We start from the raw sequence: 13730 nt of genomic DNA on the forward strand, positions 1-13730 counted from the left end.
CGGCGGGGTCGCGCTCGCCCCCGACCCGCGCTTCTCTCTTCTCCCCCCGCTCTTCCCCGTTCTCACCCGACTCAGGGACCGGGCGCGGGGTCGTCGTCGAGCGCGCGTTCGACCGCGTCGCCCTGCGGGCCGCTCAACCGCTCGACGGCGGTGTCGGCGGGGAGCCACTCGTACTCGGTGTGTTCGTGGCTCAGCGCCACCGACCGGCTGTCGGCCCAGCAGGCGTAGTACACCGCGAACCGGCCGTCGTCGTCGTCGTTTCGCCACGCGAACGCGTGGACCGCGCCGGCGACCTCGGGGACCAGCCCCGTCTCCTCTTCGACCTCTCGGCGGAGACCGACGACCGCGTTCTCCTCGGCGCCGAGGCGGCCTCCGGGGAGTTCCCACCCGCCGTCGGTCGCGCGGCGGACGACGAGCACCTCCCCGCGCGGGCCGAACAGGACGCCCCGCTGGCTCACCGTCGCGCGGAGCGGCCGGTCAGTCATCGTCGGCCTCCAGCCGCTCCTGCCACTCGCGCACCTTCCCGGCGAGTTCCAGCGGCGAAGTGCCGTTCACGTCCGCCTCCCGTACCTCCGCTACCACCGCCTCGACGGCGGGCGGGAGCGCGTCGTCCGCGGCGGACGGGGGTCCCTCCTCGCGCTCCCGCTCGACCGTCGCCGCGCCCGCGTCGGTGCCCGCGCGTTCGCCCCGGTCAGTGTCGCCGTTACCGGTTCGTCGAGCGCCGTTCGAAGGGGTCGAACCGTCGCCGGTGCCGGCGGCGAACTCGCCCGCCGAGAGGTCGAACACGGCCTGCGTGGTTCCCCCGCCGCTGCTCGCCCCGCCGCGCGCCCCGCGCGCCTCGATGGCCTTCTCGTCGCGCAGGCGGTCGAGTACCTCGCCCGCCCGGTCGACGACGGGGCGGGGAACCCCGGCGAGGTCGGCGACGTGGACGCCGTACGAGCGGTCGGTCGGGCCGTCGCGGACCCGCCGGAGGAACGTCACCTCGCCGTCGCGTTCCTCCGCGGCGACGTGGACGTTGGCGACCCGCGGGAGGTGGTCCGCGAGCGCCGTGAGTTCGTGGTAGTGCGTCGCGAAGAGCGTCCGCGCGCGCACCTCGTTGTGGACGTACTCCGTCGCCGCCCACGCGATGGAGATGCCGTCGTACGTCGCCGTCCCCCGCCCCACCTCGTCGAGGATGACGAGCGAGTCCTCCGTCGCGGAGTGGAGGATGTTGCTCAACTCCTGCATCTCGACCATGAACGTGGAGCGGCCCTGCGCGAGTTCGTCGAGCGCGCCGACGCGGGTGTAGATGCCGTCGACGAGGGGGACGGTCGCGGCGTCCGCGGGGACGAAACTCCCCGCCTGCGCCAGCAGGACCACGAGCGCGCACTGGCGCATGTACGTCGACTTCCCGCTCATGTTCGGGCCGGTGACGAGCAGGAACCCCCGCTCGTCGTCCATCCGGAGGTCGTTCGGCACGAAGTCGGTCGTGCGCTCGACGACCGGGTGGCGGCCCGCCTCGATGGAGAGGTCGCCCTCCTCGACCACCTCGGGCCGGACCCAGTCGTTGGCGGCGGCGTGGTCGGCGAGCGACGCGAGCGCGTCGAGTTCCGCGAGCGCCCGTCCCACGTCCTGGAGGAGTTCCGACCGGTCGGCGACCGCCTCGCGCAGGTCGCGGAACAGTTCGGACTCCAGTTCGCCGCGCGACTCCTCCAGTCGCAACACCTGCCGCTCGCGCTCCTGGAGTTCGTCGGTGACGAACCGCTTGGAGTTCTTCAGCGTCTTTATCTCGCGGTAGCCCTCGGGGACGCCGTCGGCGGCGGACTTGCCCACCTGCACGTAGTAGCCGTCGGTCTTGTTCCGGTCGACAGTGACGTGCGAGAGACCGTGGCGGCGCTTCTCCCGTTCGGCGAGCGTGTCCAGCCACTCGCGCGCCTCCTCGTACTCGGCGACGAGTTCGTCGAGGTCCGCGTCGTAGCCGCGGGCGATGACGCCCCCCTCGCTCGGCGTCCCCGGCGGGTCGGGCGCGAGCGCCTCGTCGAGTTCGTCGTGGAGCGCCCGAGCGGCCGTCTGGTCCGGCCGCGCGAGCACGTCAGCGACGGGCGAGTCCGCGAGGGGCGTCCCCTCGATGGCCGACGCGAGCGCGGGCACCCGACCGAGCGCGTCGCGGACGGCCGCGAGCGCGCGGGGGTCCGCGCTCCCGCTGGTGGCGCGGGCGGCCAGCCGCTCCAGGTCCGCGGTCCCGTCGAGCGCGTCCAGCAGGCGGTCGCGGGCGAGCGCGGCCGACGCGAGCGCGGCGACGGCGTCGTGGCGCCGCTCCAGTTCCGCCCGGTCGCGCCGCGGCCGGGTGACCCACTCGCGGAGGAGTCGGGAGCCGGCGGCCGTCTCGGTGCGGTCGAGCGTCGACAGCAGCGTTCCGTCCCGCTGTCCCTGCATCGTCTCGGTGAGTTCGAGGTTCCGCTGGGTCGTCGCGTCGAGCGCGACCCGCCCCCCGGGGTCGAGCGTCCCCAGCCGCGTCATCGACGCGAGCACGCCCGCGCCCGTCTCCTCGACGTAGTGGAGCACCGCGCCGGCGGCCGCGACGGCGGCGTCCGCCTCCAGCCCCACGGCGTCGAGCGTCTCGCGCCCGAACTGCTCCCGGAGACGGTGGCGCGCCCGCCCCGGGGCGAACGCCTCCGTCGCGTGGGGCGTCACGCGCGCGTCGGTGTCCTCGCTGACGGCCGCCCACTCCTCGTCGTCGCGGACGCCCGGCCCGGGGAGCAGTTCGACCGGCGCGAACCGGTGGAGTTCCGCGCGCACGTCGGCGGCCGACTCGACGGCGGCCGCGCGGAACCGCCCGGTCGTCACGTCCGCGAACGCCAGTCCGTAGGTCCCGCCTTCACGCTCGACGGCCGCGAGGTAGCGCGCCGCCGCGCCGTCGGGGTCGACTACCGTCCCCGGCGACACCACGCGCTCGATTCGGCGGGCGTGGCCGTCGTCCGTCTCGTACTGGTCGGCGACGGCGACGCGGTACCCCCGCTCGACCAGCGCGGTGAGGTACGGCGTGAGTTCCGACAGCGGAACCCCGGCCATCGGGTACGAGGAGCCGTGACTGGACTTCTGTGACACGCGCAGGTCGAGTTCCGCGGCCACCAGTTCCGCGTCGTCGGCGAAGAACTCGTAGAAGTCCCCGCACTGCATGGCGAGTACGTCCGCGTCCGTCGACTCCTTCAGGGAGAGGAACTCCCCGACGATGCCGCCGGCCTCGTTCGACATACTACCGAGTGGGGAGGTCGGTCGGTAAAGCCCTACGGGTTCTGCCGGCGGACTGAGACGTCGACGGGCTGTCGATTCCACTTCGACGGTGGCCGACAGTGCACCTCACTGACGGGACGAGGTCGTTCCCTCCCCGTCTCGTCGGCGGGTCACAGCTAGGGAACTGGTGTGTACGCTTTTGACGGTGGCCCGGGTTAGTCGCTACATGAACAAGCCGACGAGTGCGGTGATCGGCGGTGCCGTCGGGGTGGCGGTGCTCTCGGTCGCGCTGCTGGTCATCGAGGTGGAGACGCGCTCGCGCATCGGCATCTTCGACGTGGTCGCGCGGTTCGTCGGACTTCCGGGCAACCTGCTGTTCGGCTTCCTGTTGTTCCTCGCCGCCGGGACGTTCGCGTGGCCGCTGGTGTTCGTCGCGCTCGAGGCGTACCTCCCGCTCGGCCCCGACCCGGCCATCCGCGGCATCGGCTTCGCCATTCCGCTGTGGGTCGCGTTCGTCGTCCTCGGACGGGGGACGCTCGCGGGTCCCATCCTCGTGGTGTACGCCGTGCTCACGCTGGTCGCGCACATCGCCTACGGCTTCGTCCTCGGGGCCGTGTACGGGAACCTCTCGGGCGAGACGGCGGCGCGTGCGCGACCGTTCCCCGGCGAGCGGGAGGCCGGGGGCCGGGAATGACCGGGTACGCCGCCGTCGCCGCCCTCCTCGCCGTCGCGCTCCTGCTCGCGGGGTGGCGGCTGTCGCGCCGCCGGGTCCGCGCCGACGGCGGGACGCGGACGCTCCCGCTGTCGGGCGTCCGGTCGGCGCTCCCGGTCGACCCGGTCCGGTGGCTCACGACCGTCAACCACCGCGACATCGGGCTGTTGTACCTGAGCTTCGCGTTCGTCGCGGCGCTGTGGGGCGGCACCGACGCGATGATGATACGGACGGAGCTCCTCTCGCCGGGCGCCACCGTCTGGTCCGAGGAGACGTACAACGCGCTGTTCACCACCCACGGGCTGACGATGCTGTTCTTCTTCGTCACGCCGGCGTTCACGGGGATGGCGAACTACTTCATCCCCCTGCTGGTCGGCGCGGACGACATGGCGTTCCCCCGGGCGAACGCGCTCGGGTTCTGGCTGCTCCCGCCGTCGCTGGTCCTCGTGCGCGCGGGGCTCATCACGGAGGTGGCCGCGAAGGTGCTCGACGCCCTCCGGCGGGGCCTGGGCGTCGACGCGTCGGGACTCGACGCGGTCGTCGAGGTGTTCTTCCTGCTCCGCCCGCCCACGACGGGGTGGACCATCTACACGCCGCTCTCGACCACGCTCACGAACCCGCAGGTCGACCTGATGCTGCTGGGGCTCCACCTCTCGGGTATCGCGACGGTCGTCGGCGCGGTGAACATCCTCGTCACGGTCATCGCCGAGCGCTCTCCGGAGGTGACGTGGGCGGACCTCGACATCCTGACGTGGACGCTGGTCACGACGGCCGGCATCATCCTGTTCGCGTTCCCGCTGCTCGGGAGCGCGCTCGTGATGCTGCTCATGGACCGCAACTTCGGTACCACGTTCTTCGCGCAGGAGGGCGGCGGCCCCATCCTCTGGCAGCACCTGTTCTGGTTCTTCGGTCACCCCGAGGTGTACATCCTCGTCCTGCCGGCGTTCGGTATCGTGAGCCTCGTCCTCCCGAAGTTCGCCGGTCGGAAGCTGTTCGGCTTCCGCTTCATCGTCTACTCGACGCTCGCCATCGGCGTGCTCTCGTTCGGCGTCTGGGCGCACCACATGTTCGCCACGGGCATCGACCCGCGCCTGCAGGCGAGTTTCATGGCCGTCACGCTCGCCATCGCCGTTCCCAGCGCGGTGAAGACGTTCAACTGGATGACGACCCTGTGGCGCGGGCGCATCCGGCTGACCGCCCCGATGATACTCTGTATCGGCGGCGTCGGCCTGTTCGTCGTCGGCGGCGTGACCGGCGTCTTCCTCGCGTCGATTCCGGTCGACCGCCTGCTCCACGGGACGTACTACGTCGTCGGCCACTTCCACTTCATCGTGATGGGGGTCATCACGATGGCGGCGTTCGCCGCCGGCTACTACTGGTTCCCTCTCATCACGCGCCGGATGTACAACCGCCGCCTCGCCCGAGTGCAGGCGTACACGCTCATCACCGGCGTGTTCGTCACGTTCTTCCCGATGATTCTACTGGGGTACGGCGGCCACCCGCGCCGGTACGCCTCCTACGCGGCGTACACCGGCACGCACCCCTCGTGGCTCCCGCTCCACTGGGTCGCGACCGGCGGCGCGGCGATAATCGGCGTCAGCGTGGCGCTGTGGCTGTTCAACGTCGTCCAGTCGGTCCGGACCGGCCCGCACGTCACGGACGCGGACGTGTGGGACCTGAAGCGGACCGGCCAGTTCACCCGGGAGTGGGCGTGGTTCGAGCGCCACCTGGAGCAGCGCCGGCGCGAGCGCGTCTCGGACCTCCGCGAGGACGACTGAACGGCCGGGACCGAGCGGCGCTCGCCGCCCGTGGCTCCGAGTCCGGTCGACGGCGACCGGTCCGGCGCGCGGTTACAGCCACGGGATGCCGACCGCCGAGAACGACGTGACACCGAGCGACGCGAGCGCGCCGAGGAGGAGGACGCGGCGAGCCACCCGGCGAGCGCGATGCCGGCGGCCGTGACCCACCCGCCCGGGTAGCGCCAGCCGATGACGCCGACGTAGGCGACGAGCACGACGAGCGGACCGACGACCGGAATCCACCCGAACAGCGCGCTCGTGACGCCCCACACGAGCGCCCCGGCGAGCGCCGTCCACACCGCGCGCTCGTACCCGCGCTGGCCGGTGAGCAGGCGCGCTCCGACGTAGATACCGAACCCGCCGATGAGCGCGCTCACCCCGAAGACGACGACGCTGTCGACCAGTGCCATACCCACCGGTGGTCGGGGGAGAGCGCAATAACCGTATCGCTCACCGCCGCGAGCGGGACCGAGCGGATCCGAGTGGGCCGTCGGTCAGCGGCTCTCCTCGGGGGTCGACCCGCCGGGCGACGCGAGTTCCGCGGAGCACCACGGACAGAAGCTCAGGTCCGGGTCGGTCTCCCGCCCGCAGTTGGGACAGGTGTGGCCCGGCTCCGTCTCCGCCGGCGGGGGAGCGGTCCGCGCGAGCCGCGCGAGGAGGTACGCGTCGACGGCGCTCGCGCCGATGACGGCGAGCGTCGGCGCGAGCGCGACGGGGTCGACGCTCGTCCCCTCCGCGAGCGCCTCGACGGCCGTCTCGGGGACGAACACGACGGTGACGGCGAACGTGACCAGGAACCACCCCAGCGCCCGCGCCCACCGGCGGAGGTACGCGTGGCCGAGGCCGGTGACCAGGAACGCGAGGAGGCCCGCCAGCCACGGGCGGGGACCGGAACCGTCGCCGTTCATGCACGAACCGACGGGGCGGGTCGTAAAAGGCCGTCGGTACGGGCCATCGCCAGACGCTCTCCACGCTCCTCGCGCGCTCTTTCGGGGCCGGCCTCGACCCACTCCACGCCTCCCGGTCGCGTCACTCGGACTCGACGAGTCGTTCGAGCCGGTCGGGAGGGACCGCTCCGCGGGCGGCTTGACGCCCGTGGACGAAGGTGGGGACGCCGGTGACGCCCAGTTCGCGGGCCTCGCGGAACTCCGCTTCGAGCGCGTCGTCCCACTCGTCGCTCTCGAGGGCGTCCGCGACGGCGTCCGCGTCGAGACCGACCTCCGAGGCGACGTCGACGAGGACGTCCGCGTCGGCGATGTCGCGGTGGTCGGTCCAGTACGCCTCGAACAGGGCGTCGTCGAACGCCTCGAACGAGTCGGGGTCGGCCTCGCGCACGTAGAGTGCCGCCTTCTGGGCGTCCCACGAGTCGACGTCCGGCGTCGCGTCGAGGTCCACGTCGACGCCGTACTGCGCTTCGAGCCGTTCCACGTTCTCGCGGACCCGTTCGAAGTACGCTTCGTCCTTCCCGTCGTCGACCGACCGGTCGATGGTTCCGTCCCCGTCGCGCTTGTGCCCGCGCAGGTCGAACGGATGCCACTCCGTCGCGAGCGCGTCGTCGCGCCGGCGCTCGTACCGGTCGAGCGACGCGCGACCCAGGTAGCAGAACGGGCAGACGTAGTCCGAGAACACCGTGACCGTCGGCGTCGTCTCCTGACTCACACGTCCCCGTCCGGCCCTGGCTCACAAAAAGCGGCCGCTCCGTCGCGTCGCTCGCACACGACCCGGCGTGTGCATCCCGACGCGACTCCGCGCGGCGCCGCGTCGGCGGCGCGCCGGACGACAAGCCCGCTTGCGTCGCCGACAACCGGAGTTGAGCCGGGACAACCCGAGTTGTCGTCGACCGCGCGAGTCGGCCGAATCCGGCGGCGGTCCACAAAGCTACTTGCGTCCGGTCGCGTACCAGTCGTGCATGAGCGACGGACGCGCCGACTCGGCGGTCCTCCGGAACAAGCGGGACGCGACCCGGTACCGCATCCTGGTCGAGATCGCCGAGCGACAGCCCGCGGTGAGCCAGCGCGAGATAGCCGAGGCCATCGGCGTGACCGCGCAGGCCGTCTCCGAGCACCTGAGCGAACTCGTCGACGACGGCGCGGTTCGCCGCGAGGGCCGCGGGCGCTACGAGGTGACGAAGGAGGGCGTCGACTGGGTGAACGGCCAGACCGACGCGCTCCGCGAGTACGTCGAGCACGTCTCCTCGGACGTGTTGGACGAGGTGGCCGTGGAGACGGCGCTCGCGACCGCCGACGTGAGCGAGGGGCGGCGCGTCTCGCTGTCGATGCGCGACGGCGTCCTCCGCGCGACGCCCGACGCGGGGGGCGACGGCGCGACGGCGGTGACGGTCACGGCAGCCGAGGCCGGCGCCGACGTCGGGGTGACGGACTTCGAGGGACTCATCGACTACGACCTCGGCACCGTCACGGCCCTCGTCGTCCCGTCCGTCACGGAAGGGGGGAGCCGCGCGCTCGACCCCGACCGGGTCCGCGCGCTCGCGGCCGACAACTCGGTCGTCGCCGTCGCCGGGACCGAGGCGCTCGCGGCCGCCCGCGCGGCCGGCGTCGACCCGGACGTGCGGTTCGGCACCGCGGCGGCCGTCGAAGAGGCGGCGACGAAGGGGCTGGACGTCCTCCTGCTCGCCGTGGCGGCCGACCTCTCGGCGCACACCGACCGCCTCCGGGAGACCGGCGTTCCCTACGAGGTGGTCGACGCGACCGCGCCGCACGGGTAGCACCCTCTCAATCTCTATTTTGATACTTGGGAAGTCACCTATTTGGTAATCAGGATTCACCTATCGGTATGAACACGACGACGGGTGCTCGGGTTCGCATGGGTCTCGCGACCGCGGCGGTGTTCGCGGTGACGATTACGGCCGCGCTCGCGCTGGCGAGCATCGCGGTGTGAGCGCGGGCTTTCCACGTACTCAGGAGACGTCGGGCAGTTCCTCGGACGGGGGAATCCCCTGTGCGGCGACCGTCTCGCCCGTGACGAACGAGGCGGCGTCGCTCGCGAGGAAGCGCACCACGTCCGCGATCTCTTCGCTCACCCCGATGCGGCGGTCCACGTCGCCGCGGTCGACGTCGTCGGCCGAGATACCCATCTGTTCCTCGATGTCCGGCGTCGCGACGTAGCCGGGGGTGACGCAGTTCACGCGCACGTCGTGGCGCGCCCACTCGACCGCGAGCGTCTCGGTGAGGTTGATGATCCCGGCGTTCGCCGCGCCGTAGTGGCTCATGTACCGGGCCGAGCGCGTGCCGGCCACGCTGGCGACGTTGACGACGACGCCGTCGGTCGTGTCGAGGTGTTCGCCGGCCGCCTGCGTGCAGTGGTACGCGCCGTGGAGGTGCACGTCGACGACGCGCTTCCAGTCCTCTTCGGCGATGTCCTCGAACGGACTCGTGGACGCCACGCCGGCGTTGTTGACCAGCACGTCGATGCGGCCGAACTCCTCGACGGTCGCCTCCACGAGTGCGTCCACCGCGTCGCGGTCGGTCACGTCGCACTCGACGGCGAGGCAGCGACCCCCGTCGTCGTCGTTTATCTCCTCGGCGACCGGGTCGACGTGCTCCTGTTCGCGCGAGCAGACGACGACGTCCGCGCCGTCGGCGGCGAACTGCACCGCGATTTCCCGACCGATACCGCTCGACGCCCCCGTGACGACGGTGACCCGACCCGCGACGGAGAAGCGGTCTCTGAGACTCATGGGTGGTCTGTCTGGTGGCCGGCGTAAATCTCTGCGGGCCGGAGTGCACCCGGCGTCCCCGAACGTACCCGGGCGTAACCTGTGTGTGCAACCCCAGTCTCTATCCTCGTGGGGGGTGATGCGTGGGACGTGATTCAGGCACTCCGACAGGCGTCGAGTTCGCTGTCATCGTGGTTCAGGGACGAGGAGGCGTCGCTCTCGCGGGTGCGAACGCTGAGCCGACTCCTCGACGACTCCATTCCGGTGCCGGGGACGGACGCCCGAATCGGTCTCGACCCGATAATCGGTCTGCTCCCCGTCGCCGGCGACACCGCGACGGCGGTCCTCTCGCTGTACATCGTCGCCGAGGGAGCCGTCATGGGCGTCCCCCGGAACGTCCTCGCGCGGATGCTCGTCAACGTCGCCATCGACACCGGCGTCGGGTTCGTCCCGGTCATCGGCGACCTGTTCGACGCGACGTGGAAGGCGAACCAGCGGAACGTCGACCTCATCGAGCGGCACGCCCGGGACCGCGGTTTCGCCGAGAGCGACAGCTCGGCGCTCAGCTTCGGGTAACGCCGACTCGCCGACCGCGCGGTCGTCCGCGGTGTTTTTGTCGCCCCCGTCGGTACGGGTGGGCATGACCGAGAACGACGCAGTCGCCGGGCCGTCCGGCGCCGCGGACCGGCAGGCCCACCCGCTCCGGAACCGCGGGGGCGGTCTCGCGGGGGGACGACCGCGGTGAGCGCGCTCGGAGCCGTCGCCGGAACGCGGCCACAGCGCCGCCGGTACCTGGCGCTCGGCGGGGTTCTCGGCCTCGGCGCGTTCGCGCTCGGGGTGACGCTCGCGGACCCGTTCGCGGACGTGACCAGCCCCTGGTCGGTCGTCGCCGCCGCGCTCCTCGTCCTGCTCGCCGCCGTGGCGGCGTACGACGGCGCCGGGTTCCCCGTGACCGTCGCGCTCGTCGCGTTCGTGGCCGCGGGGCTCGCGCCGTTCGGGGTCGGCATCGCGTTCGGGGGAGCGCTCCCGGTCGTGGGTCTCTCGCGGCGCGGGCCGCGTTCGCCGTGACCGTCGCGTTCCTCGCCGGGGTCGCGCTCGGCCTGCCCGGGTTCCTGCTCGGCGCGGGCGGGCGCTGGCTCGCGGCGTCGCGGTCCGGGCGAGCGGCGCGTCCACCCGAGTCGGAGTGAGCGACCGCGCGCGGAGAGTTTAACAGTCAGCGCGGGGTAGTTCGACGCGATGGACATCGACCAACACGCCGAGGAGCTCGCCTCCGCTCTCGGCGAAGACAAAGAGGAGGTCAAACGGGACCTGGAGAACCTGCTGGAGTACAGCGTTCCCATCGACGAAGCCAAGCAGTCCGTCCGCCGGAAGTACGGCGGTGGGGGCGGCGACGGCGCGACGCCGGAGTCGAAGGCCGTCGCCGACGTCACGACCGACTCGGGCAACGTCACCGTCACGGTGCGCGTGCTCACGGTCGGCCGGCGGCGCATCCGGTACCAGGGCGACGAGACGGTTATCCGCGAGGGGGAACTCGCCGACGAGTCCGGCGTCGTCTCCTACACCGCCTGGCAGGACTTCGGCTTCGAACCGGGCGACACCGTCACCGTCGGCAACGCCGGCGTGCGCGAGTGGGAGGGAGAGCCCGAACTCAACCTGGGCGAGTCGTCGACGGTCGCGCTCGAGTCCGAGACCCTCGACGTCCCCTACGACGTGGGCGGCGAGCGGGACCTGGTGGACCTCTCGCCGGGCGACCGCGGGCGGACCGTCGAGGCGCGCGTGCTCGAGGTGGAGGAGCGCACCATCGACGGCCGCGACGGCGAGACCACCATCCTCTCGGGCGTGTTGGGTGACGAGACGGCCCGACTCCCGTTCACCGACTGGGACCCCAAACCCGAGGTGGAGGCGGACGCTGACCTCCGGTTCGAGGACGTGTACGTCCGCGAGTTCCGGGGCGTCCCGTCGGTCAACCTCACCGAGTTCACGACGGTGTCGGAGGCCAGCGTCGAGGTGTCGGACGAGGCGCCCGAACTCGACGTCTCCGAGGCAGTCGGCTCGGGCGGGATGTACGACGTGGCGCTCGTCGGCAACGTCATCGAGGTGCGCGACGGCTCCGGGCTCATCGAGCGGTGCCCCGAGTGCGGCCGCCTCGTCCAGAACGGCCAGTGTCGCAGCCACGGGCAGGTCGACCCCGAGGACGACCTGCGCGTGAAGGCCATCCTCGACGACGGCACCGCCACCGTCACCGCCATCCTCGGGCGCGACATCACCGAGACGGTGTACGGCGGAACGCTCGAGGACGCGCTCGACGCGGCACGCGACGCGATGAGCCGCGAGGTGGTCGCCGACGACGTCCGCGAGAAACTGGTCGGCCGCGAGTACCGCGTGCGCGGGCACCTCTCGGTCGACGAGTACGGCGCCAACCTCGACGCGAGCGCGTTCGAGGAGACGGCCGACGACCCCGCGGAGCGCGCACGCGCCGCCCTGGAGGAACTCGGCGAGGGCCGGGGGGTGGAGGCGTGAGTTCGAACGGGAGCGACGGCGACGACGGGCCCGGCGCCCGCGAGGTGGCCTACCGCGTCTTCGCCGCCGAGTTCGACGACGCCGACCTCGACTACTCCGAGAGCGACGAGGAGCGCGCGCCCAACTACGTGGTGACGCCGACCGGCCTGCGGGTCAACCGCCTGTTCGCCGTCGGCGTGCTCACCGAGGTGGAGGCGGTGAACGAGGGGACGCTCAGGGGGCGCGTCGTCGACCCCTCGGGCGCGTTCGTCACCTACGCCGGGCAGTACCAGCCCGACGCGGTGGCGTTCCTCGACCGGACGGAGCCGCCGGCGTTCGTCGCGCTCACGGGGAAGGCGCGGACGTTCCGACCGGAGGACTCCGACCGCGTGTTCACCTCCGTCAGGCCCGAGAGCCTCGCGACCGTCGACGCGGAGACGCGCGACCGCTGGACCGTCTCGGCCGCCCGGGCGACGCTCCGACGGCTCGCGGTGTTCGCGCGCGCGCTGGAGATGGACGAGCGCGGCGACGACCTGCGCGCGCGCCTCGACGCCGCGGGCGTCCCGGCCGCGCTCGCCTCGGGTATCCCGCTGGCCGTCGACCACTACGGAACGACCGAGCGGTACCTCGAGGCCGTGCGGACGCTCGCCGTCGACGCGCTGGAGGTCGTCGCCGGCGACCGCGACGAAGTGCGGGCGCTCGACGCCGACCCGAGCGACGCCGGCCCGGCCGACCTCGGACCGCTCCCGGCGGTCGAGTACGACTTCGACGCCTCTCCGACCGTCGCGGTGACCGAGACGACCGCGGGAGTCGGGACCGCGGCCGAGTCGGACGCCGAGACGGCTCGTACCGGGTCCGAGACGGACACGGACGCGACGACCGGGGCCGACCCCGGCGGCACGGCGGACGACCCCGGGGCGACGAGCGACGACGAGGCGACGATGGCGGACGTCGAACCGGCGGCGCCCGACCCGACCGACGACGACCCCTCCTCGGTGGGCGAGACCACTACGGAGGCCGAACCGCTGACCGCGGACGGGAGCGACGGGTCCGTCGCCCCGGCCGACGAGAACGAGGGAGCGCCGGACGCCGAGGAGACGGACGAGACGGAGGCCGTGGCCGACGCCGACGTGACCGCGCCCGACCCGGACGGCCGAGCGGAGGTGGACGCCGCCGAGGCGGACGACGACCTGGGCGAGTTCGACGACGTGGGCGGTGTCGACGAGGGGGACGACCTGGGCGACTTCGAGGACACCGACTTCGAGGACACCGACCCCGAGGAGTTCGACGACGCGCTCAGCGACGAGGAGCGCCGCGAGGCCGAGGCGGAACACGGCGTCGAGTTCGCCTCGGGGGGCGACGTCCCCGACCCCGGCGAGGCCGGCATCGAGACGCCCGACCCCGAGGCGGGCGCGGCCGACGGGATGGACGAGGACGTCGACCACGACCTGGACACCGAGCCCGACCCGGCCGCCTCGGCGACGGAGCCGGCGACCGAGGAGGACGTCGGCACGAGCCCGGCGGGCGGCGATGGCGTTCCGCCCGAGACCACCGACGCGACGCCCGAGGAGTCGGCGGAGGCGACGACCGAGGACCCCGCCGAGGCGGCGACGATGGAGGACGACGCCGCCGACGTCGACCTCGACGAGACCGTCGTCGACCTGATGGCGGAACTCGACGACGGCGACGGCGCCGACCGCGACGAGGTAGTGACGGCGGCGGTCGAGCGCTACGGCGTCGACGAGACCGACGTCGAGGCGGCCATTCAGGACGCGCTGATGGGCGGGCAGTGCTACGAACCGGACGACGGGACGCTCAAACCCATCTGAGC

Annotated in this window: 14 protein-coding genes; 9 read left to right on the forward strand and 5 right to left on the reverse strand. The window is 72.4% G+C overall.

Annotated features, from left to right (window positions below; translation table 11 throughout):
- Nucleotides 1-71 precede the first annotated feature (71 nt).
- Both AC6RUA_RS13300 and mutS read right to left on the reverse strand, forming a co-directional pair.
- Nucleotides 72-485, reverse strand: a complete 414-nt coding sequence (locus AC6RUA_RS13300; protein WP_499813485.1) for an NUDIX hydrolase — start codon at nt 483-485, stop codon at nt 72-74.
- Nucleotides 478-3234 carry a DNA mismatch repair protein MutS gene (gene mutS, locus AC6RUA_RS13305; protein WP_499813486.1) on the reverse strand — a complete coding sequence of 919 codons (2757 nt, stop codon included), beginning with the start codon at nt 3232-3234 and terminating at the stop codon, nt 478-480. The genes AC6RUA_RS13300 and mutS overlap by 8 nt, the downstream gene beginning before the upstream one ends.
- 205 nt (nt 3235-3439) lie before the next feature.
- Between mutS and AC6RUA_RS13310 the strand changes: the two genes are divergently transcribed.
- From AC6RUA_RS13310 to AC6RUA_RS13320, 3 genes are read left to right on the forward strand one after another with little or no spacing between them, the layout of a single operon-like run.
- Nucleotides 3440-3907, forward strand: coding sequence for a DUF6789 family protein (locus AC6RUA_RS13310; protein ID WP_499813487.1), 468 nt, complete (start codon nt 3440-3442; stop codon nt 3905-3907).
- Complete coding sequence (locus tag AC6RUA_RS13315; protein WP_499813488.1) at nt 3904-5703, forward strand: cbb3-type cytochrome c oxidase subunit I; 1800 nt, start codon at nt 3904-3906, stop codon at nt 5701-5703. Before AC6RUA_RS13310 ends, AC6RUA_RS13315 begins: the two co-directional genes overlap by 4 nt.
- A gap of 30 nt (nt 5704-5733) precedes the next feature.
- A complete protein-coding gene (locus AC6RUA_RS13320; protein WP_499813489.1) occupies nt 5734-5904 on the forward strand; it encodes a hypothetical protein in 171 nt (56 codons plus the stop codon).
- A 314-nt stretch (nt 5905-6218) separates the two neighbouring features.
- Here AC6RUA_RS13320 and AC6RUA_RS13325 read toward each other — a convergent pair whose 3' ends face one another.
- Entirely contained in the window at nt 6219-6632 is a 414-nt protein-coding gene (locus tag AC6RUA_RS13325; protein ID WP_499813490.1) for a DUF7575 domain-containing protein, read from the reverse strand.
- Between the two features lie 121 nt (nt 6633-6753).
- Nucleotides 6754-7383, reverse strand: coding sequence for a DsbA family oxidoreductase (locus tag AC6RUA_RS13330; RefSeq protein ID WP_499813491.1), 630 nt, complete (start codon nt 7381-7383; stop codon nt 6754-6756).
- 250 nt (nt 7384-7633) lie between these two features.
- Between AC6RUA_RS13330 and AC6RUA_RS13335 the strand changes: the two genes are divergently transcribed.
- Nucleotides 7634-8449: a DUF7839 domain-containing protein gene (locus AC6RUA_RS13335; protein WP_499813492.1), complete on the forward strand. Its 816-nt coding sequence runs from the start codon at nt 7634-7636 to the stop codon at nt 8447-8449.
- Nucleotides 8450-8641: 192 nt separating this feature from the next.
- On the opposite strand, the gene AC6RUA_RS13340 is transcribed toward AC6RUA_RS13335, so the two are convergent.
- A complete protein-coding gene (locus AC6RUA_RS13340; protein WP_499813493.1) occupies nt 8642-9421 on the reverse strand; it encodes an SDR family NAD(P)-dependent oxidoreductase in 780 nt (259 codons plus the stop codon).
- 129 nt (nt 9422-9550) lie between these two features.
- Here AC6RUA_RS13340 and AC6RUA_RS13345 point away from each other — a divergent pair, with 129 nt between their 5' ends.
- The 5 genes from AC6RUA_RS13345 (at nt 9551) to AC6RUA_RS13365 (ending at nt 13728) form a co-directional block, all read left to right on the forward strand.
- Nucleotides 9551-9976 (forward strand): DUF4112 domain-containing protein, encoded by a 426-nt coding sequence (locus AC6RUA_RS13345; RefSeq protein WP_499813494.1) that lies wholly within the window; start codon nt 9551-9553, stop codon nt 9974-9976.
- Between the two features lie 165 nt (nt 9977-10141).
- Nucleotides 10142-10468: a hypothetical protein gene (locus tag AC6RUA_RS13350; protein ID WP_499813495.1), complete on the forward strand. Its 327-nt coding sequence runs from the start codon at nt 10142-10144 to the stop codon at nt 10466-10468.
- The gene (locus AC6RUA_RS13355; protein WP_499813496.1) at nt 10465-10587 is read left to right on the forward strand and encodes a hypothetical protein; all 123 of its coding nucleotides are present in this window, start codon (nt 10465-10467) and stop codon (nt 10585-10587) included. Before AC6RUA_RS13350 ends, AC6RUA_RS13355 begins: the two co-directional genes overlap by 4 nt.
- A gap of 49 nt (nt 10588-10636) precedes the next feature.
- Nucleotides 10637-11920 (forward strand): Single-stranded DNA binding protein, encoded by a 1284-nt coding sequence (locus AC6RUA_RS13360; RefSeq protein WP_499813497.1) that lies wholly within the window; start codon nt 10637-10639, stop codon nt 11918-11920.
- The gene (locus AC6RUA_RS13365; protein ID WP_499813498.1) at nt 11917-13728 is read left to right on the forward strand and encodes an RPA family protein; all 1812 of its coding nucleotides are present in this window, start codon (nt 11917-11919) and stop codon (nt 13726-13728) included. Before AC6RUA_RS13360 ends, AC6RUA_RS13365 begins: the two co-directional genes overlap by 4 nt.
- Nucleotides 13729-13730: the final 2 nt, after the last annotated feature.

Source organism: Halorarum sp. SLYT50 (assembly GCF_059821265.1).

Excerpts from the sequence above, each read along its gene's own strand:
- AC6RUA_RS13300 (WP_499813485.1), bottom strand. The coding sequence starts at position 485 with ATGACTGACCGGCCGCTCCGCGCGACGGTGAGCCAGCGGGGCGTCCTG.
- AC6RUA_RS13325 (WP_499813490.1), bottom strand. The coding sequence starts at position 6,632 with ATGAACGGCGACGGTTCCGGTCCCCGCCCGTGGCTGGCGGGCCTCCTC.
- AC6RUA_RS13360 (WP_499813497.1), top strand. The coding sequence starts at position 10,637 with ATGGACATCGACCAACACGCCGAGGAGCTCGCCTCCGCTCTCGGCGAA.
- AC6RUA_RS13335 (WP_499813492.1), top strand. The coding sequence starts at position 7,634 with ATGAGCGACGGACGCGCCGACTCGGCGGTCCTCCGGAACAAGCGGGAC.
- mutS (WP_499813486.1), bottom strand. The coding sequence starts at position 3,234 with ATGTCGAACGAGGCCGGCGGCATCGTCGGGGAGTTCCTCTCCCTGAAG.
- AC6RUA_RS13310 (WP_499813487.1), top strand. The coding sequence starts at position 3,440 with ATGAACAAGCCGACGAGTGCGGTGATCGGCGGTGCCGTCGGGGTGGCG.
- AC6RUA_RS13340 (WP_499813493.1), bottom strand. The coding sequence starts at position 9,421 with ATGAGTCTCAGAGACCGCTTCTCCGTCGCGGGTCGGGTCACCGTCGTC.
- AC6RUA_RS13315 (WP_499813488.1), top strand. The coding sequence starts at position 3,904 with ATGACCGGGTACGCCGCCGTCGCCGCCCTCCTCGCCGTCGCGCTCCTG.